General features: G+C 46.7%; 17 protein-coding genes and 1 pseudogene. 8 read left to right on the plus strand and 10 right to left on the minus strand.

Going from position 1 to position 19,991, the window contains the following annotated elements:
* Positions 1 to 231: 231 nt before the first annotated feature.
* The gene (locus tag CPY98_RS12410) at positions 232 to 435 is read left to right on the plus strand and encodes a putative selenium delivery protein YdfZ (protein WP_043493710.1); all 204 of its coding nucleotides are present in this window, start codon (positions 232 to 234) and stop codon (positions 433 to 435) included.
* Positions 436 to 524: 89 nt separating this feature from the next.
* Here the strand turns inward: CPY98_RS12410 and aqpZ are convergent, their stop codons facing one another.
* The 5 genes and pseudogenes from aqpZ to csgD form a co-directional block, all read right to left on the minus strand.
* Positions 525 to 1,220, minus strand: a complete 696-nt coding sequence (gene aqpZ, locus CPY98_RS12415; RefSeq protein ID WP_043493713.1) for an aquaporin Z — start codon at positions 1,218 to 1,220, stop codon at positions 525 to 527.
* A gap of 984 nt (positions 1,221 to 2,204) precedes the next feature.
* Positions 2,205 to 3,037: pseudogene (gene csgG, locus CPY98_RS12420) on the minus strand (curli production assembly/transport protein CsgG).
* Between the two features lie 16 nt (positions 3,038 to 3,053).
* The gene (csgF, locus tag CPY98_RS12425) at positions 3,054 to 3,464 is read right to left on the minus strand and encodes a curli production assembly/transport protein CsgF (RefSeq protein WP_043493715.1); all 411 of its coding nucleotides are present in this window, start codon (positions 3,462 to 3,464) and stop codon (positions 3,054 to 3,056) included.
* 9 nt (positions 3,465 to 3,473) lie between these two features.
* Positions 3,474 to 3,863 (minus strand): curli production assembly/transport protein CsgE, encoded by a 390-nt coding sequence (gene csgE, locus CPY98_RS12430; protein WP_040046499.1) that lies wholly within the window; start codon positions 3,861 to 3,863, stop codon positions 3,474 to 3,476.
* A gap of 3 nt (positions 3,864 to 3,866) precedes the next feature.
* A complete protein-coding gene (gene csgD, locus CPY98_RS12435; RefSeq protein ID WP_096387920.1) occupies positions 3,867 to 4,514 on the minus strand; it encodes a biofilm master transcriptional regulator CsgD in 648 nt (215 codons plus the stop codon).
* Positions 4,515 to 5,364: 850 nt separating this feature from the next.
* Between csgD and CPY98_RS12440 the strand changes: the two genes are divergently transcribed.
* The 3 genes from CPY98_RS12440 to csgC all read left to right on the plus strand — a co-directional run bounded on the left by CPY98_RS12440 (position 5,365) and on the right by csgC (position 6,915).
* Complete coding sequence (locus tag CPY98_RS12440; protein WP_043493723.1) at positions 5,365 to 5,874, plus strand: curlin; 510 nt, start codon at positions 5,365 to 5,367, stop codon at positions 5,872 to 5,874.
* A 52-nt stretch (positions 5,875 to 5,926) separates the two neighbouring features.
* Complete coding sequence (locus tag CPY98_RS12445) at positions 5,927 to 6,523, plus strand: major curlin subunit CsgA domain protein (protein WP_025797226.1); 597 nt, start codon at positions 5,927 to 5,929, stop codon at positions 6,521 to 6,523.
* Positions 6,524 to 6,585: 62 nt separating this feature from the next.
* The gene (gene csgC / locus CPY98_RS12450) at positions 6,586 to 6,915 is read left to right on the plus strand and encodes a curli assembly chaperone CsgC (protein WP_043493726.1); all 330 of its coding nucleotides are present in this window, start codon (positions 6,586 to 6,588) and stop codon (positions 6,913 to 6,915) included.
* 76 nt (positions 6,916 to 6,991) lie between these two features.
* On the opposite strand, the gene putP is transcribed toward csgC, so the two are convergent.
* Positions 6,992 to 8,473: a sodium/proline symporter PutP gene (gene putP, locus CPY98_RS12455; RefSeq protein WP_025797231.1), complete on the minus strand. Its 1,482-nt coding sequence runs from the start codon at positions 8,471 to 8,473 to the stop codon at positions 6,992 to 6,994.
* Between the two features lie 496 nt (positions 8,474 to 8,969).
* Between putP and putA the strand changes: the two genes are divergently transcribed.
* The gene (gene putA, locus CPY98_RS12460; RefSeq protein ID WP_369828224.1) at positions 8,970 to 12,929 is read left to right on the plus strand and encodes a trifunctional transcriptional regulator/proline dehydrogenase/L-glutamate gamma-semialdehyde dehydrogenase; all 3,960 of its coding nucleotides are present in this window, start codon (positions 8,970 to 8,972) and stop codon (positions 12,927 to 12,929) included.
* 703 nt (positions 12,930 to 13,632) lie between these two features.
* On the opposite strand, the gene tcyN is transcribed toward putA, so the two are convergent.
* The 4 genes from tcyN to CPY98_RS12480 all read right to left on the minus strand — a co-directional run bounded on the left by tcyN (position 13,633) and on the right by CPY98_RS12480 (position 17,371).
* Positions 13,633 to 14,415 (minus strand): L-cystine ABC transporter ATP-binding protein TcyN, encoded by a 783-nt coding sequence (tcyN, locus tag CPY98_RS12465; protein ID WP_025796585.1) that lies wholly within the window; start codon positions 14,413 to 14,415, stop codon positions 13,633 to 13,635.
* 203 nt (positions 14,416 to 14,618) lie between these two features.
* Positions 14,619 to 15,134, minus strand: coding sequence for a flagella biosynthesis regulatory protein FliZ (gene fliZ / locus CPY98_RS12470; RefSeq protein WP_025796587.1), 516 nt, complete (start codon positions 15,132 to 15,134; stop codon positions 14,619 to 14,621).
* 44 nt (positions 15,135 to 15,178) lie between these two features.
* Positions 15,179 to 15,901 (minus strand): RNA polymerase sigma factor FliA, encoded by a 723-nt coding sequence (locus CPY98_RS12475; protein ID WP_004092872.1) that lies wholly within the window; start codon positions 15,899 to 15,901, stop codon positions 15,179 to 15,181.
* A 201-nt stretch (positions 15,902 to 16,102) separates the two neighbouring features.
* The gene (locus CPY98_RS12480; RefSeq protein WP_096387922.1) at positions 16,103 to 17,371 is read right to left on the minus strand and encodes a FliC/FljB family flagellin; all 1,269 of its coding nucleotides are present in this window, start codon (positions 17,369 to 17,371) and stop codon (positions 16,103 to 16,105) included.
* A 291-nt stretch (positions 17,372 to 17,662) separates the two neighbouring features.
* On the opposite strand from CPY98_RS12480, the gene fliD reads away from it, so the two are divergent.
* Genes fliD through fliT form a run of 3 tightly spaced genes read left to right on the plus strand, consistent with a single transcriptional unit; the run spans position 17,663 to position 19,872 of the window.
* Positions 17,663 to 19,081 (plus strand): flagellar filament capping protein FliD, encoded by a 1,419-nt coding sequence (fliD, locus tag CPY98_RS12485; protein WP_046449131.1) that lies wholly within the window; start codon positions 17,663 to 17,665, stop codon positions 19,079 to 19,081.
* A gap of 15 nt (positions 19,082 to 19,096) precedes the next feature.
* A complete protein-coding gene (fliS, locus tag CPY98_RS12490; RefSeq protein WP_025796593.1) occupies positions 19,097 to 19,510 on the plus strand; it encodes a flagellar export chaperone FliS in 414 nt (137 codons plus the stop codon).
* Positions 19,510 to 19,872: a flagella biosynthesis regulatory protein FliT gene (gene fliT, locus CPY98_RS12495; RefSeq protein WP_025796594.1), complete on the plus strand. Its 363-nt coding sequence runs from the start codon at positions 19,510 to 19,512 to the stop codon at positions 19,870 to 19,872. Before fliS ends, fliT begins: the two co-directional genes overlap by 1 nt.
* Positions 19,873 to 19,991: the final 119 nt, after the last annotated feature.

The raw sequence follows: 19,991 nt of genomic DNA on the forward strand, positions 1-19,991 counted from the left end.
GTGTATTTTCAGATAAAAAGAGAGGTTTCGATGAAAAAACAAACGCTGAAATAGTTAAATAGCCTCATAAAATACTGCTGTTTGTTTATAAGATTTTTCTTTTTCTGGTTTTATTCTAAACAAAAATTAAAGAATTTATTCATATTACAAATAGAGCTAAGCAACAACTTTATTTGCATAATCCCAAGAGTTACCATCTCAAACATGGCTTACTTTTGATGGAGTATCTGTATGAATATTGCCTATGATAGAAACAGAAATCCTTTACGTGTTGGTGCTCATGTTATTGAAAATGGCACACGTAGAGTCATGGTGATCACAGCAATTAACGATGAAAAATTGGCAAGAGAAAAAGTTCGCGCGGCAAAATGTGTACTTTGTCATGGTGATTCTAACGCTTATGCCCCTCAAGATCTCATCTTACTTGGACATTAACAAGCATTGAGACCAGTCGTCACTCTTTTATATATGCAAAAAAGCCTGAACATTAATGCTCAGGCTTTTCTTTTGAGAAATAACTAAGATTAATCTTTTTTCTCAAGTAGGTGACGATAAATCAAGCCACCAATAATCCCGCCAATAATTGGCATTACCCAGAATACCCACAGCTGTTGCAGCGCCCAAGTGCCTTGGAAGATAGCAACGGCAGTACTACGTGCGGGGTTTACCGAGGTATTCGTCACCGGAATGCTGATCAGGTGAATCAAGGTTAACGCTAACCCAATCGCTAAAGGTGCAAAGCCAGCTGGAGCACGTTTATCAGTCACACCATGAATAACGATTAAGAAGAAAGCTGTCAGAACAATTTCAGCCACAATAGCTGCCTGCAGGGAGAACCCGCCAGGTGAATGTTCGCCAAAACCATTAGATGCAAAGCCGCTCGCCGTTGCATCAAAGCCCGCCTTGCCACTTGCAATGACATACAGAATAGCGGCACCAACGATACCACCAATAACCTGAGCGACAATATACGGCACAACTTCTTTCGCACTAAAACGACCGCCGGCCCACAAACCTAAAGTCACCGCTGGATTGAAATGCCCACCAGAAATATGGCCTACAGCATACGCCATAGTCAAAACGGTCAGGCCAAATGCCAATGCAACACCGGCAAAACCAATACCTAACTCAGGAAAGCCTGCGGCTAATACGGCGCTACCACAGCCACCAAATACTAGCCAGAGCGTACCAAAAAACTCTGCCGATAATTTTTTAAACATTACTACCTCAGCAATCAAAATAAGGGTTTATTAGCAGCGATATGTTTATTCCGCTGCCAATACCGTATCTTTTATAGGCACTTTGATCAGGCTATGTTCTATATGAAAATAAAAAGCAAAAGATCGCTTGCTTAACTCTCTCCGCGTACAAACGATTCTTACATCCATGTCAAAATAAACCTAATCCCCACACATCCCGTGTTAAGAAATAAGCTTAATTAAATAGGTATCCAATTTTTTTATGTATTCTCCACAAGTTTCATTTTTTCTCAAGAAAAACTTATTGAGATTATTCTGGGATAATCTTGAAAATCAGTCTATTAGTCTAATGTCCATTACATAAGCACCATTTATGCAACAACTCTCATAAACCGCTTAGTTAAATTCTATACGATCTTTGACTAATTGCCTTTTTTAGCAGAAAAATTTCACATTATTTTTTATGGATTGATATGCGGCTTAGAAATATCTGCTTTTTGGCAGACTTCAGTAAAAATCTGCATTCTTTCGCACGTTTTATCCACGGCAAAAACCATCATATAGCAGAAGATAAGGAATCCAACGAGGCAGGATAGGATAAGCAGTAGTTTTGTTTTCATCGGCAGTTAGATAGAGGAATGTGTCGCTGTTAACGTGGGCTAGGCCAACAATATCAGAAGAAACTTAAACTAAGGCTCTACAGACTTATGTCAGATCTATCAAACAGCACATAATGCTAACAGATGAAACGCACTCGGCACGAAAAGACACGCGCTACATGGAGGTGCCGAACACGTTTCTCTGTTACCACTTGCTCGTAGCCTCCAAGGATAGGATCGCTTGACGAAAGTTTCAAGCCTCTACCGCCTCAACATATTGTAATCTAAGGATTAGGCAATAAAACCCTGCCGTTTAATCAGAGCTGTACGAAGCGTATCTCCCCTAACGTACTGACATATCTATAAAATAAAAAAGCCAGCCGTTTAGCTGGCTCAAAAAAGCATGCTATGACGCGATAGGAACAATCGTACTCTTATAGCGTTCAAGCACGGATGATTTAGCATCCTGCGGGTTTTTCAGCGTCCAAAGATTACGATTGATACCATCATTCACTAAGTAGATAACACCTGTTTCTATCGCTGACATCACACAAAGCATAACGGGTTCATTAGTGGTGTAACCAATTTCGCCTTCAAGCAGACGCTGGTAATCTATATATCGAAACACGCCAGCCTGCACTTCATAAGACAAAATAGTTTTGCTGGTATTTACCGACGATAAAACCTGTCCTGTATTCACATCAACTACGCGCAGGTTAACCGCAATCTGATCAAGCTGATATTGCGTGCTGGCGCCAATACCAAAGAATCTTGCCCCTGCTCCCCCAGATTTCACATTGCTTTCATAGCCAATAATCGATCCTTCAACCAACACATTCGCCGCAACTAAGGAAGAAAGCTGATGCTGGTTATTTACGGCGGCGGTGCCATTCTCTTGTGCTGCACGAATAATTTTTCGCTCATTTAGCAGGTTCTGCAATCCTTGGCGTTCTAAAGGAATAAACCACCCGGAATCCTTTAATGCGGAAACTAGCATAGCGGTTGCACTTTGTGGTACCGCGGTAGAAAAGTTACTGGCTGGATAAGGTTTAAACTGCCCCGTCTCATCTTGAATATTGTAAACCGAAACAAATAGCTTACCTGCTGGCTCCGGCAAATGCGTTAAATCTTGATAGCTTTGTGCTCGGGCATTAACGTTGGTTTCGCGGCTTGTTTAGGTGGTGCCGTTAAACATCCGCTTAAAAAAAGCACCGAAATGATCAATAAATAGCTGCGCATGGCTCATCATCCCGTTCTAATTGGTTTTAATGCTGGAGAGCCCATCAACTTCGATGGTTGAGGATTTTCCCGTTGTGCGATCAAGAATATTCATCGTTAATCGCCCATCGGTATTTTTCACATCGACAATAAAATCCTTAGTCACTAACCGTCCCGGTTTCCCTTGGCTGATATTTCCCATCAGATTTCCTAGCAATTGAGATTGAATCACGGAAGTAAAATTATCCAACGGTGAAGGCGTTGAAGTATCAAAGTCATAGCCATTGGGATCTTTATATGAATTTTGCGCATTGGCTTCGTTTAATAGGAACGAGCCATTGTTTGGGTTTCCACCAAAGTTAGGGTTAACAAATTGAAAAACCATATTGCCCCCCCAGGACTGCGGAGATATAAGCAAAGCAATCAGAGCTATATAGAAAATTCGCATGGGCACTCCTTAAAACTCATCAGCGGTTAAGTCACCCGTATTGAGCAGCGCTTTATCAATAGTTCGGCGCGATAAAGATTCACTTACGCTCTCAATGGCCACGGCGACGTCTTTGTCAAAGCTACGTTTGTTTGGGAATAAAAAGGTTTGATAAACTGTATCCTGTTCAATTTTAATCGTGATCCAACTTCCCCAGCGCGCACTGGGTCTTTCACTGATAGTGAGTGTTCCGGGATATTCCTTTTCCCAGTTGTCACTAAAATCTCGATAAAATGCATGGCCAACTGACGTTACCGTGTGATCAGTAATTAAACCTGGAACTTCAATTTCAGCCGCAGTGACCTGCTTTGCCCCGCAGCTCAAAGAGGCAAAGAGAATAAAAATAAGTATTTTTTTCATCGTTCAACGCCTGAGATTATCGTTAGCCCATGAAACGGCCTGTGTTCGGTTTTTCACCGATATTTTTTTAAACAGATTGTAGAGATGTGTTTTGACCGTATTTTCACTGATAAACAATAGCCGCGCTATTTCCGTATTTGAGGCACCTACGCGCAATTTGTTGAGAATTTCTTTCTCTCTATTAGTTAACCCTGTTGATTCTTGGCTGTGATAACGATAATGCGAAGATTGACTAATAAGATAGCTCGCAACGCTCTGACTAAAATAACATTCTCCATTTATGACGCTTTTGATCCCCTCAACCAAAGATCGCTCATCCATAGACAAATAAAATACAGCGCTAATATTTGGCCATGAGCCGATATCTTGGCATTGATAGTCATCCGGTGTATTTAACAGAAGCAATCTATTTTTTTCTCGGCAGCGGCTAAGTTCTGATTGCCACAGGACAGTCGTTCGTCTGTCTGCTTCCATCAAATCAAACAGAAATAATGTATTTTCAGTTGAATCATTTAAATATTTGTTGATGTTATGTATTTTTGCATTTACATCTAATATGGACTTAATTTGGTGCAGTAGCGCAGTCGCCTGTAAAGACGGCCTAGTAATTAAAACTAATGAGTAGTTTTGATTCGCTGCTTCATTAAGCATAATAACAACCTACCTAGATGCGACGCGCAGCGCTCTCTGCTTTATAAATAACAGATTGATGACGCGCTACATTTCCGCTGCTGTGTAAAAGACAGTGCACAAAATAATGACTAATGCACAGAGTTAAATTGTATATACCATCGTTTTCTTCGGGCATATTACATGATTCAATCTAGACATTGGCGCATCCAGCGCAAGTGCTATTTGTGTTTCAAAATGTTTCATGATATTTATAAATAATTCTTATGGTTAATTTAAATACTAGGAACGCTTAATAATCCTTTCATATTTCAGCACTAAGAATAAACTCATCATTAGTCGATAAGCTACAGTAAAAAATAAAAACCGTTATTAAATAGATAATTAAGCAAAACATGTAACATGCATACTCACTTTTAGTTAGCTTGCTTGGTATATATTCATTTATTTTTCTTAGGTAAGTGGTATCACGATTGTATCTTTACAAAGTCATTATTCATCAAGCTAGACGTCATGCTTCCGCATGAATTTGATATGGGTGCTTGCTGTGTTGACAACCCTTGCGATATCTCATGGACTATATGTGTGGGATCGACCATCCAATACAAGCAACGCTTGTTTCTTTACGTAAATCTATAGGTAGAAAAAGTAAAACTTTTATTTTCTTTTGCTAACAAGAAGTAAACGACAAAAATAATACTTTTTCATGACGCCTTCTTTTCAAAATACAACTTATAGGTGAGATATTTAATTTTTCTTCCGTACATACTCAAATCGTAAATCGGAATATTCCTGAAAAATACATCAGGAAATCAGGTGAGCGCTTTACAGGCTTGTTTTCTTACTGACCGAATTACGTTAGGACGGCAACATGAAAAAGTTAGTTTTAGCAACCGCTCTGCTACTTACGCCTTATTTGGCTATAGCGAATAGTGATTTGGCACGTTCTGAAATAATCACAGGCTTTAGTGATATTAACAGTAATTACAGCCAAAGCACGGCAATTAATCAAATAGGAAGTGGTAATAGAGCATATTCAAATCAACAAGGGATCAATAACCACGCGGTTATTGTTCAGCAAGGAAACGGAAACCAAGGCAGAATCAATCAGTCAAGCAGCAATAACAATGCGTTAATTGCCCAGCGTGGCACGGGGAATTCTGCGGATATAACACAGCTTAGCAGTAATAACACCGCCGTTATTGCTCAGCTAGGCAGTGGGAATAATGACACCATCATTCAAGACAGCTTTGGTAACTCTGCTTATATTTTTTCTATCGGGAAAAATAATATAACGCAAATTAACCAAACGGGTACGAACCGGTCCGCCGGTGTAGTACAAAATGCATCAGGCATGGCCATTAGAGTTACACAACATTAGTTATCGTTTATCTGATACACACATCTGATTCTATAACCAACGGGGTAACATCATGAATAAGTGGAAAATCATCGCCGCATCAAGCTTTGTCTTCGCTATGAGTAATGCTATGGCATTAACCAACCCGGCTTACGTATTTCAATTCACACCTCAAACAGGCGCATTAGGCGGAGAAGTTCAAGTTTACCAGCAAGGTAGTAATAACTACTCTAACGTCAACCAAGACTCCGCTATTTTATCCAAAACCTCAGTATCACAATCAGGTGGATTCCTTGGCGGTAGTAATAATAGCGCCACGGTCAATCAAAACGGGAATATCAGCTTGGTTGACATTAACCAGAGCGGCAATGGCCACTCTGCGACCTCGAGTCAAAATGGTGATTGGTCAGTCACCGAAATTTCACAAAGCGGCCTCGTCGGTAATTCAGCAACAACCAGTCAAAACGGTGACTTCTCTAAAACAGCCGTATCGCAGTCTGGCCTTGGTTTAAACAACGCCGTCACTACGCAAAATGGTGATGCAGCCGTGATTGTCGTTCGCCAAAATGGTGCATCTAACTACGCCAACAGCAGCCAGAATGCTAACTTCTCCTACTCTAACGTCAACCAGATTGGTCTTGGCAACGTTTCCTTTGTAAGCCAGAACTAGTTACGTCTCCATCCTATAAAACAGGGCTAAGCCCTGTTTTATTTTTTTATTCGGAGCCTAAAATGCATACGCTACTTATCGCTTCCCTGCTATCTAACCAGCTTTGGTTTGATACGACACAAGATGGTCAATATTATATTCTTACGCCCATGGCTTCTGTCACTACATCGTGCCTGTGTAATATTGACGTTGATGTGATTCGCCGTGGTATCCATGGTGAAAGCACTTCTCGGCAAAAAGGGGCTATTCAGCTCATGGCAAATCAAAAGCAAGCTTTGGGTCAGATGAGTTTCCCCGTTCAACAAGGAGACTGGCTACAGGTCACTATCGTATTAAGCGACGGGGACAAAATGCGGATTGAAAAACAGGTTATTCTGCCGGATAAAGTTTAAGACAATATGCTTTGCTCAAAATAAAAAAGGAAATGCCTTTTCAAGCATTCCCTTTCGCTACCGCAGTTCTCAATAATTAAACGGTCTTAAATTCTGCTTCCGCATCAGCAAAGCGCGTTTGAATCGTTTGAGAAGGTGTTTTACCCATCAGGCTCACTACCACAATTGCAACGCTGGCAAAAATAAAGCCAGGAATAATTTCGTACAAATTAAACCAGCCATACTGTTTCCATATAATGACCGTCGCCGCACCGATAATCATTCCCACCAGCGCACCGTTGCGCGTCATCCTTGACCACATGACCGAAATCAGAACGACCGGACCAAACGCTGCACCAAAGCCTGCCCACGCATAGCTCACCAAGCCTAATACACGGTTTTCAGGATTTGCAGCCAGCGCAATAGCAATCAACGCCACCAACAGCACCATTAAACGTCCCACCCAAACCAGCTCGCGCTGAGAGGCTTTTTTGCGGAAGAAAGCCTTATATAAGTCTTCGGTTATCGCACTAGAACACACTAGCAGCTGACAGCTTAGCGTACTCATTACCGCAGCAAGAATTGCCGACAGCAATATTCCCGCAATCCACGGGTTAAATAAGATCTTCGCTAGCTCGATAAAGACACGCTCGCCGTTTTCAGAAACGGTTCCCGCTTGGCTTGGGTTATTCTCAAAGTAGGCAATACCGAAGAAGCCCACCGCCACCGCGCCACCTAGGCACAAAATCATCCATGTCATGCTGATCCGGCGTGCTTTACGAATAGTATGGTGTGAATCAGCCGCCATGAAGCGCGCCAAGATATGTGGCTGACCAAAGTAGCCTAGACCCCATCCCATCAATGAGATAATCGCGATCAGATTCAGCCCCTTGAACATATCGAGGTTTGCTGGGTTTTTAGCTTCAATCACCAGCATCGATGTATCAATGCCGCCCACGGCTAAAATGACAATAACCGGCGTTAAGATAAGCGCAAAAATCATCAGACTGGCTTGAACGGTGTCCGTCCAGCTTACCGCCAAGAAACCACCAATAAAGGTATAGATAATCGTTGCCGCCGCACCTGCCCACAACGCGGTCTCGTAACTCATTCCGAAAGTACTTTCAAACAGGCGAGCACCTGCCACAATGCCAGAAGCACAATAGATGGTGAAGAACACCAAAATGACTATCGCCGAGATCACTCGCAGCAGTTTGCTGCTGTCTTCAAAACGACTCGTGAAATAATCCGGCAGCGTCAGCGCGTTATTATTGGCCTCGGTGTGAACACGCAAACGCCCCGCCACCAGCTTCCAGTTCAGATACGCCCCCACGGTTAAGCCAATCGCGATCCAGCTTTCAGAGATCCCTGAAAGATAAATAGCGCCGGGCAGTCCCATCAACAGCCAGCCGCTCATATCGGAAGCCCCAGCCGACAGCGCAGTGACGACGCTACCTAAACTACGTCCGCCCAAAATATAGTCATCAAAATTATTCGTGGCGCGATAAGCCACTAAACCAATGACGATCATTCCCAAGATGTAGACCAAAAAGGTCACCAACATCGGTGTACTTATCATGCAGGTGTCTCCGTATTTTATTTATGCCCAAGATTCAGGCTTTTTTATGCAAATTGTTTCGTTTTAAAAATCGGCCACATCGGAACGATGACATGGCCGAACCCCATCTCAAATAAAACCAATAAGGAAAATCTAAACGCGGCATCTTATGAACAGGCGAGTTTCATTAACAAGTTTTTTAACTTAAAAGTTACACAAAGTTTACCACCCATCACATTTTATGCGGCGACCGGTTGCAACTCAAATCCATTTGCATGCGCCAGCGCAGATCGAACAGAAAAATATCCCTTTAAATTATAATGAATTATTTAACTCTACGTGCAACCTTCAAACTGATGTTCACATTGTTCGCATTCTATTCGCTAGCACAAAACCTGCGCTATTTCACACATTGAACACTTAAGTCATTTAACAAGGTTGCACAAAGTTGCAACATTCATAATGAACGGGATATGCTCAGGCTCTACCTTAAAAAAATAAAACGGAGTAGGACGGCATGGGCACCACCACTATGGGTGTAAAACTTGATGAAGCGACTCGAGATCGTATTAAAGCCGCCGCACAGCAAATCGATCGCACGCCGCATTGGGTCATCAAACAAGCCATTTTCAATTATCTTGAGCGAGTAGAGAGCGGTAGCGCCCTACCTGAGCTCCCCCTCCCTGCTGCAGACACTATTTCTAACGACACCGAAGAAACCATCACGTCTCAGGAACAGCCTCTTCAGCCGTTCCTCGATTTTGCCGAGCAAATTCTGCCGCAGTCGGTTTCACGTTCAGCGATCACGGCGGCCTATCGTCGACCTGAAAATGAAGCCGTTTCCATGCTGCTAGAACAGGCTCGTATGGCACCGGAACTCGCGCAGTCAACGCACCAGATGGCGTATAAAATCGCGGAAAAACTGCGTAACCAGAAAAGCGCTAACGGTCGCGCCGGAATAGTACAAAACCTTTTGCAGGAATTTTCGCTCTCGTCACAGGAAGGTGTGGCGCTGATGTGTTTAGCCGAAGCTTTGCTGCGCATTCCCGATAAAGCCACGCGCGACGCGCTTATTCGCGACAAAATCAGCAACGGCAACTGGCATTCTCATCTTGGCCGCAGCCCATCGCTGTTTGTTAATGCCGCGACGTGGGGATTACTGCTAACCGGACGCTTAGTGGCAACCCACAACGAATCTAACCTATCGAACTCGCTCAACCGCATTATTAGCAAGAGCGGCGAACCGCTGATCCGCAAAGGCGTGGATATGGCGATGCGCTTGATGGGCGAACAATTTGTGACGGGCGAGACCATTGCTGAAGCGCTGGCAAACGCGCGCAAGCACGAAGATAAAGGCTTCCGTTACTCTTACGACATGCTGGGTGAGGCCGCGCTGACCGAAGCCGATGCCCAACGCTATATGATTTCATACCAACAAGCGATCCACGCCATCGGCAAAGCATCGAACGGGCGCGGAATCTATGAAGGTCCTGGGATTTCAATCAAGCTTTCAGCCTTACATCCACGCTACAGCCGTGCGCAATACGAACGCATGATGGACGAGCTTTACCCTCGCCTTCTCTCTCTGACCTTGCTGGCACGCAGCTACGATATTGGTATTAATATCGATGCTGAAGAAGCGGACCGCCTTGAAATTTCACTCGATTTGCTCGAGCGCTTATGCTTTGAACCCGACCTCGCCGGTTGGAACGGCATTGGCTTCGTTATTCAGGCCTACCAAAAGCGCTGCCCTGCGGTGATTGACTATGTGATCGATTTAGCACAGCGCAGCCATCGCCGTTTGATGATCCGTCTGGTGAAGGGTGCATACTGGGATAGCGAAATTAAACGCGCTCAGGTTGATGGGCTGGAAGGCTATCCGGTTTATAGCCGCAAGGTGTATACCGACGTCTCTTATTTGGCCTGCGCCCGTAAACTGCTCGGCGTACCTAACGCCATATATCCCCAGTTTGCTACGCATAATGCCCATACGTTGTCGGCTATTTATCATCTGGCAGGACAAAACTACTATCCGGGCCAGTATGAATTCCAATGCCTGCATGGCATGGGTGAGCCGCTGTACGATCAGGTCGTAGGGAAAATTGCCGACGGTAAATTCAACCGCCCTTGCCGTATTTATGCGCCGGTCGGCACGCATGAAACTCTGCTGGCCTATTTGGTTCGTCGTCTATTAGAAAACGGGGCGAATACCTCATTTGTTAATCGTATTGCCGATACCACGCTGCCGTTAGACGAGCTGGTTGCCGACCCGGTCTCTGCCGTTGAAGCCATGGCAACCAAAGAAGGCGCGGTGGGTCTGCCACACCCCCGCATTCCATCGCCTCAAGGACTTTACGGTGAAGATCGTCGCAATTCACGCGGTTTAGACCTCTCCAACGAACAGCGCTTAGCGTCGCTTTCCAGCGCACTGCTCAGCAGCGCCAGCACACCATGGAGCTGCACGCCAATCATTGAAGGAGATGTCTCGAGCCAAGAACAGCCTCAGGCCGTGGTTAACCCAGCAGAACCGCGTGACATCGTGGGGTATGTGACGCCGTCCAGCGAAGCTGATGTAGAAGCCGCGTTGACTAGCGCCGTCAGCGCCGGTCCAATCTGGTTTTCAACGCCCCCAGCACAGCGTGCCGCTGTTTTAGAGCGCGCCGCAGACTTAATGGAAGATCAGCTACAAAGCCTGTTAGGCCTATTGGCTCGTGAGGCCGGAAAGACATTCAACAACGCCATTGCCGAAGTGCGTGAGGCCGTTGATTTCCTGCGCTATTACGCTCAGCAGGTACGCAACGATTTCGCCAACGACACGCACCGCCCGCTGGGCCCGGTGGTCTGTATCAGCCCATGGAACTTCCCTCTGGCCATTTTCACCGGACAAGTGGCCGCCGCATTAGCTGCGGGTAACAGCGTATTGGCCAAACCCGCCGAGCAAACGCCGCTGGTTGCCGCACAGGCCGTTCGTATCCTGTTAGAAGCCGGTGTTCCCGCTGGCGTGCTACAGCTGCTGCCGGGTGAAGGTGAAACCGTGGGTGCCAAGCTGGTTGGTGATAGTCGCGTACGTGGCGTGATGTTTACCGGTTCTACCGCGGTTGCAGGCCTATTGCAGCGTAATATTTCAGGCCGTTTGGATCCTCAAGGACGCACCACGCCGCTGATTGCCGAAACCGGTGGTTTGAATGCGATGATCGTCGACTCATCGGCGCTTACCGAGCAAGTTGTTACCGACGTGGTGGCCTCGGCCTTTGATAGCGCCGGTCAGCGTTGTTCTGCGCTGCGCATTCTGTGCGTCCAAGAAGACATTGCCGATCACACCCTGCAAATGCTGCGCGGTGCGATGGCGGAATGCCGAATGGGCAATCCTGAACGCCTCTCAACCGATATCGGCCCAGTGATTGACGCTGAAGCTAAAGAGAATATTGACCGCCATATTCAGGCGATGCGTGCCAAAGGACGCGAGGTTTATCAGGCCGCCTTTGACCATTCACAGGATAGCCAAGAGTGGCAACGTGGCACCTTCGTTAAACCTACGCTGATTGAGCTTGAAAGCTTTGATGAACTCGAGCAGGAAGTGTTTGGGCCGGTACTCCACGTGGTTCGCTACAACCGCCAGAATCTCGACGCGCTGATTGAGCAAATCAATGCGGCAGGTTATGGCTTAACGTTGGGCATTCATACTCGTATTGATGAAACCATTATTAAAGTCACCGAGCAGGCTAAAGTCGGTAACCAGTACGTCAACCGTAATATGGTCGGCGCCGTAGTCGGTGTGCAACCTTTCGGCGGAGAAGGTCTCTCGGGCACAGGACCAAAAGCCGGTGGGCCGCTGTATGTTTACCGACTGCTGTCTAGCCGCCCTAACGACGCCGTATGCCGCACTCTAGCGCGTCACGACGGTGACCAAAACATCGACACAACGCAACGCCAACCGCTATTGGCCGCTCATCAGGCACTCTTAACCTGGGCGCAGCAAGAGAAAATGACCGACCTTGCCCAGCATTGCCAAGAGTTTGGTGATTGGTCGCAGGGTGGCACCGTTCGTCTGCTACAAGGCCCGACCGGCGAACGCAACACCTACGCCCTGCTCCCACGCGAACGCGTGCTGTGCCTATTCAGTAATGAACAAGATGCCTTGATTCAGTTAGCCGCCGTGCTTGCGGTAGGCAGCCGAGTTCAGTGGATAGACAGCGAGGTTCAACGCACCCTTTATCGTCGCTTGCCAGCAGCCATACAGCAGCAGATCAACGTGGCTAAATCATGGGATGCCGATGGTGTCGGGTTTGACGCGGTGATCTATCACGGTGACTCCGATCAGCTACGCAGCCTGTGTGAACAAATCGCTGAACGCCCGGGTGCGATTGTGTCCGTACAAGGCTTCTCACACGGTGAAACAGGCATTCTGCTTGAGCGTTTGTTGTTAGAACGTTCGCTGAGCGTGAATACCGCCGCTGCGGGGGAAATGCGAGTTTAATGACTATAGGGTGAGATACTCAGGATTAATTCGATATTAGTTCGGTGTAAGGTTTTATCCGGTGTTAAGTTACGTCCGCCTAATGCACTATTTCTCACATAGGCATTGTGCGGGCGTCCGTGTTAGGGGGCCAATCGCCGCCCCCTAACAACCCGGCTTTGCTCCTCCTCCCAGCCCGCTACGCGGGTGCCCTCATTTCATCATTTCGGTCTTAACGGAACGAATGGCAATCGCGGATATTCGGCGCATCCTTGCGCCTCACCCCTACGGGGCCAACGCAAGCGTTGTTCAAATTTGCTCCCAGCAAATTTGTCCATGGCTCCTCCGTTCTTTCGCCTACGTCCCTGTAGGCGAATCCTAACCTGCATGATTCATTCGGCTGTCCGGCAACGAGCCAGAAAAAATCAAAATCAAAAGATAAATAACTTTGTCAGCATTTAATTTAAGTCTTGGGAGAAAGAGCAACGCTAACAGGATGTTAGCGTTAGAGGAGGAGGCGCCATGGATGGCGCATGCCGACTCGGCGCGGAGATGGCGTCTCGGATAAAAGCGCGAGAGTGCAGAGACCACGCGCTGGTGGTCTCTGCCCGTACGCCTTCACCAATGCAGCAATGAAACTCGATTTAGACAGGCGGGCGGAATCTTTAACCGTTGTGACATAAGCGTCTGGCGACCGAAACCTTCACCAAATCTAGCCCCCCACTCAAATATAACTCAACGGCTCATCCACTAATTTTTCCCCTAAAAACTTCTCCAAAAACAGCTTAGTTCTTGGGTGTTGGGGATTGGCAAACAGCTCTTTTGCCACGCCTTGCTCTACGATCCGGCCTTCATCCATAAAAATAGCTCGGTTAGCCACATCTCGGGCAAAACTCATTTCGTGGGTCACGATCACCATAGTGCGATTTTCTTCTGCCAGCGCGCGGATAGTGCTTAACACTTCGCCCACCAGCTCAGGATCCAGCGCCGATGTTGGCTCGTCAAACAGGATAACTTCCGGCTGCATCGCTAACGCACGAGCTATCGCAACACGCTGCTGCTGCCCGCCCGACAAGCGCTTAGGAAACGCATCTTCTTTGCCCTTCAAACCAACTTTCGCCAGCAATTCACGCGCTCGCGCAATCACTACATCGCGCTTTTCCCCCTTCACTACCACCGGCCCCTCAATGATATTTTCCAATACCGTGCGGTGCGGGAACAGGTTGAAGTTTTGGAATACAAAGCCCACTTCTTGACGCAGTTTGCGAATCGCCGCTTTCTGCCGCCCCAGCGGCTGATCGCCATGAATAGTGACATCGCCCACTTGAATCGTGCCACCGTCAGGCTCTTCTAATAAATTAATGCTACGCAGCAGGGTCGTTTTGCCTGAGCCACTTGGCCCAATAATCGCAACCACCTCACCCTTTTCAACCGTCAGATCAACGCCGTGCAGCACGGTGTTTCCGTTAAAGGATTTTGTCAGATTTTTTACTTCAATAGTGCTCACTGTAGCTCCTAAACGGATAGGCCTAAAATTAATACTTTACGGGAGGGATAAGACCAGACTTGCCGCATTCACCCGATATAACCGCAACTGTAGCAACTCATCGCGATGAATAAAAAATTTTGCCGGAATAAGGTTAGATTGATATGGAATAAAAAACAAAAAAGCCACCGCATAACGATGGCTTTTTTATTCTGACAGCAAGGCTAGCAGACCGCTTCTTTTTGCCAGTTTAGATACTGATCGTACTTACGTAGCGCAATGCGATAGTTATTTTGATTCGCATCGGCAATATGTTCAATCATATCCCATTGTTTTTCACTGCCGCAGAACTTCTCTGCGGGAAAATCACTGGCACGAAGCATATCGTCCAAGCGCCGCAAACGCACAATATACTCGCGAATTGAGCTGTGGCTCATTTCCGTTTGCTCAAACAAATATTGTTTAAAATCGAGAATATCAAAATAGTCTGCGTGGCAATGGCAATAGACATCGCTGCAGAAACGGCACAATGCGGTAAGTTCCTGCTCGAGTTCTTGCCAAACTCGGTCATCAATCAGTTGATCCATACCTGCAAGCACTTCACGATCGAGAATTTTTCCGCGAAATACTAAAGACATACGATCGAGCGATTTACCACAATGAGAGCAATCGCACTGACTATGTTTAAAATCTTTCAAATAGCGACTCAAAGGTCGTCTTTTTTGTAGGGATGCCGTCATGACAACATTTTCCATTTCTTTGAATAACTGTTGGCGTTGGCGTATTAGCTTTGGCTAGCCAGCTTAGTGCGCAAGCGTTTGATCGCCTGGCTGTGTAGCTGACTGACGCGAGACTCTCCGACCTCAAGCACCGCACCGATTTCCTTTAGGTTCAGCTCTTCTTGGTAGTAAAGCGTAAGAACCAGTTTTTCACGTTCCGGCAAGGCTTCAATCGCAGTAATCACGCGCTGGCGCAGATCCCCTTCTAACAGCTGTTTGAGGGGATTAGCATCCTCATGCTGTTGGAAAACAGGTTCGGCGCTGTCGCCATGCTCTTCTCGCCACTCATCATAAGAAAAAAGATGGCTGGTGTTGGTATCCAACAAAATCTGCTGGTACTCCACCAAAGGCATATCCAATTCTTGCGCTATTTCGGTTTCTGTTGGTGCGCGATGCAGACGCTGCTCGGCACGCTGCATAGCCGCTGAAACTTCACGGGCATTTCGACGCACGCTGCGCGGAACCCAATCACGACTGCGAAGCTCATCGAGCATCGCACCGCGAATACGCTGAACCGCATAGGTGGTAAAGGCCGTCCCCTGCATGGCATCGTAGCGTTCGACCGCGTGCAACAGCCCAATACCTCCGGCTTGAAGCAGGTCGTCCAGTTCAACGCTTGCGGGCAGGCGAACCTGCAAACGCAGCGCTTCATGGCGCACTAGCGGAGCGTAGCGCTGCCACAGGGAATTTTTGTCGATCACGCCGTCGGCGGTATACAATTCACTCACGTTGACAGAACCCGGGTTGATGGATGCCCGGCTATTATCTAACCCTCACGCGCAAGCCAATGGCGCGATTAGTCAGCAAAAATGCCCCCTTTTCTCACGTTGCCTTTCCGAGAAGACGAAATTGCTCAGTTATTCATCACGTCGTTGATGTGAAAAACCCCGCATACCGCGGGGTTGGATTTATTCAATGCTGGCGAATTATTAACGCAGCAGAGTCAGAACGTTCTGAGTAGACTGGTTAGCCTGAGCCAACACAGAAGTACCTGCCTGCTGCAGAATGTTTGCACGGCTCATGTTGGACACTTCGGTCGCGTAGTCAGCATCCTGAATACGAGACTGGGAAGCAGTCAGGTTGTTAACGGTGCTGTTCAGGTTGTTGATAACAGAATCGAAACGGTTCTGTACCGCACCCAGAGATGAACGCAGGGAGTCAACCTGAGACAGCGCCTGATCCAGAACAGCCAGAGGGTCAGCAGTAGTTGGCGTTGTAGACAGTTGGGCACCTTTGGTGACTTTGCCATCATCGCTCAGAGTTGCTTTAGAGTAGGTATCGTTGCCATCAGCATCTTTACCCATAATCACATAACCCGCTTTACCTTTAGCATCGGTATATGCGTGCAGAGTATCACCCGCAGCTACACCAGTAACAGTCGTTGAACCAGTTTTAACAGAAGTTGTTTCGGTTAAACCGGTTGGTGCTGTGGTAACGACATTTGCACCTACTGATGAATCAAACGTAAATTTACCAGTGCCATCAACGGTGCCTTTAACCCATTCAGCCGCACCAGTCTGGATATAGGAATCTGTACCATCGCTGTATAATTTACCATCTGTAGATGTTTTCTTAGCACCAGCGCTAGTATCAGCACCAATGGTTGGGGCGCCCATTTTGTCGATGCTGGTAGTTGCAGCAGTAGTTACACCAGTAACGTTGACGCTGCTTGCCACGCTGAACTTATCCAGACCCAACGTTTTAGAGTTGATATCTTTCAGATCGATTTGGATAGTTTCATTGTCGTTAGCGCCAACCTGAATGGTCAGTTTCTGGTCGCCACTCAGTACTTTCACGCCGTTAAAGTCGGTCTGCTGTGAAATACGGTCGATTTCAGACAGACGCTGAGTGATTTCGTCCTGGATGGATTTCAGGTCGCTATCAGAGTTAGAGCCGTTCTGAGACTGTACGGTCAGACGACGGATGTTTTGCAGGTTGTCGTTCACTTCGTTCAGAGCACCTTCGGTGGTCTGCGCCAGAGAGATACCGTCGTTGGCGTTACGAGAAGCCTGAGTCAGACCCTTGATGTTTGCAGTGAAGCGGTTAGAAATCGCCTGACCCGCGGCATCGTCTTTCGCGCTGTTGATACGCAGACCAGAAGACAGACGCTCAATAGCGGTACCCAGTGAAGACTGAGATTTGTTCAGGTTGTTCTGAGCCATCAAAGACAGGCTGTTGGTGTTAATTACTTGTGCCATAGTGAGCTTTCCTTACGAATCATCTGCGATAATCGCATCTTAGTTAATGGGTCGGGCCTGATTGCCCTACGGCGTCAGCCACCGTCCACTCAGGTATCGGCGCTCCCCCATTAACCTTTAGGAAATTTTTAAATTATTTTTCTGCGTAATTCCGCTGCTTCGACAATCGCTTAAATAAGGCCCACTTTTCGTCTTCTATCGTCCCATCACTTTTTCATATTATTTTGTAAACTTTTTTCCTACTGAGCCGATAACGCGTATAGCGCATGAAAATATATAAGGAAAATACTGATGGCTTCTATTTCTTCTTTAGGGATCGGCTCAGGTCTCGACTTAAACGGGCTGCTCGACAAACTGTCTACGGCAGAACAGCAACGCTTAACGCCCTATACCACGCAGCAAACCAGCTATAAAGCACAGTTGACGGCGTATGGCACGTTAAAAAGCTCGTTGGAAAAATTCGATAACCTAAGTAAGGATTTGGCTAAGGCCGACTTCTTTAATACGACTAAAGCATCGACTCACGATCAGTTTACCGTGACGACGAATCCTAAAGCGGTTGCCGGTAACTACAGTGTTGAAGTTAAACAGTTGGCTCAAGCACAAAGTTTAACGACACAAAAAGCGATCTCAGATCAGTCTGCAGAGTTAGGCACTACAGGTGCTAGTGGGCGATCAATAACCCTGACTCAAGGTACTCCACCGAAAAGCACCACGATACCTTTAGCCGATGATCAAACATCATTATTAGAAATGCGTGATGCAATTAACGGTGCAAAAGCAGGCGTAACGGCGAGTATCGTGCGCGTAGGTGATAGTAGCTATCAATTAGCACTAACCTCTTCATCTACTGGCTCAGCCAATCAGATGACGGTAAAAGTGAATGGTGACGATAAACTAGGTGAATATCTTAATTTCGATCCTAACGCACCATCAACCTCACCAACGGCAATAAAACAAACGGTAGAAGCTAAAGACGCCATCATCACCATGAACGGCACCAAAATTGTGCGCAGCAGCAATACCATTACCGATGCCCCACAGGGCACAACGATCGAGCTGAAAGCCAAGACCAAAGACGGTGAGCCACAGAACCTGATTTTGAGCGCTGATAACTCAGGTGCGATGGACAAAATTAAAAGCTGGGTAGATAGCTATAACTCCCTGCTGGATACCTTTACCTCGCTGACCAAATACACCCCGGTAAAAACGGGTGAAGCGCAGTCAAAAACCAACGGTGCGCTGTTGGGTGACAATACCCTGCGTGGCGTACAGGCAGCGATTAAAGGCGCGTTGAGTTCGGCTCAAGATAACCCTGAGCTCAAAGGTCTCGGCAATTTGGGGATTACCACCGATGGTAAAACCGGCAAACTAACCGTAGACAGCGACAAACTCACCAAAGCCTTTACCGATCATCCAGACCAAGTGGCTAACTTCTTTGTTGGCAATGGTAAAGATAGCGGTATGGCAACCAATATTCATAATGAAATTCAAAGTTATATCAAGGCCGGCGGCGTGATCGAATCAACGACAAAAAGTATCAATACCAACTTAGATCGCCTGAGCGTTCGTATCGACAGCGTTAGCGACAGCATTCAGGAAACCATCGACCGCTACAAAGCCCAATTTGTACAGCTGGATACCATGATGTCGAAACTCAACAGCACCAGCTCATATTTAACACAACAGTTCACCGCCATGAACTCATAGCACAGGTAACAACACATGTATAAAGCGACGGGCTCGCAAGCCTACGCTGAGATTGGTTTGGAGAGTGGCGTGATGAGCGCCAGTCCTCACCAGCTCATCGTAATGTTATTTGACGGGGCGCATAGCGCCCTAGTTCGCGCCCGCCTGCATATGCAGGCAGGACAAACGCAGCTCAAAGGTCAGTCAATCACCAAAGCCATTAACATCATTGATAATGGATTAAAAGCGGGACTTAATCTGGAAAAAGGCGGGGAGCTTGCAGAAAATTTATCAGCGCTGTATGACTATATGGTTAAACGCCTGTTACATGCTAATCTTCATAATGATGAAGTTACAATCCAACATGTCACGGACCTGTTAGATAACATTGCCGATGCGTGGCGTCAGATCGGCCCACAATCTCAACCTACTCAGCAGGACCACTTATAATGTACGGAATACAGCCTTTGTCACACGCGTACCGTCACATCCTTTCGCTCAGCGAAAGCATGCTGGAACTTGCTAAGCGTTCTGAGTGGGACTCGCTCGTTAAACTGGAGATGGAGTATCTGCAAGCGGTGGCAAAAACCACCGAGCTGATGCCAATTTCCGAAGTAGACTCCGCGATGCAGGCGGAGCTGCGCCGCATTTTAGCTAAAATTCTCGATAACGAAGCAGAAATTAAGCGCCTACTTCAGGCGCGCATGGATGAGTTGAGCCAGATAATAGGAAAAACTTCACGCCAACAAGCCGTCACCCACACCTATGGGCAATTTTCCGACAACGAAGGGTATCCTGGCGATTTGCTTTAATTTTTTTATTCAACACCAGTCATTTCCATACTCAGGCATAAATTTTAGTAAAACGCTTTAAACAATAATATTTCAATAAGAAAGACAGCGAATGATTATATCAGCCATATTGCTATGGC

The organism is Hafnia sp. CBA7124 (assembly GCF_002355555.1).
In the GTDB taxonomy this organism is placed as follows: Bacteria; Pseudomonadota; Gammaproteobacteria; order Enterobacterales; family Enterobacteriaceae; genus Hafnia; species Hafnia alvei.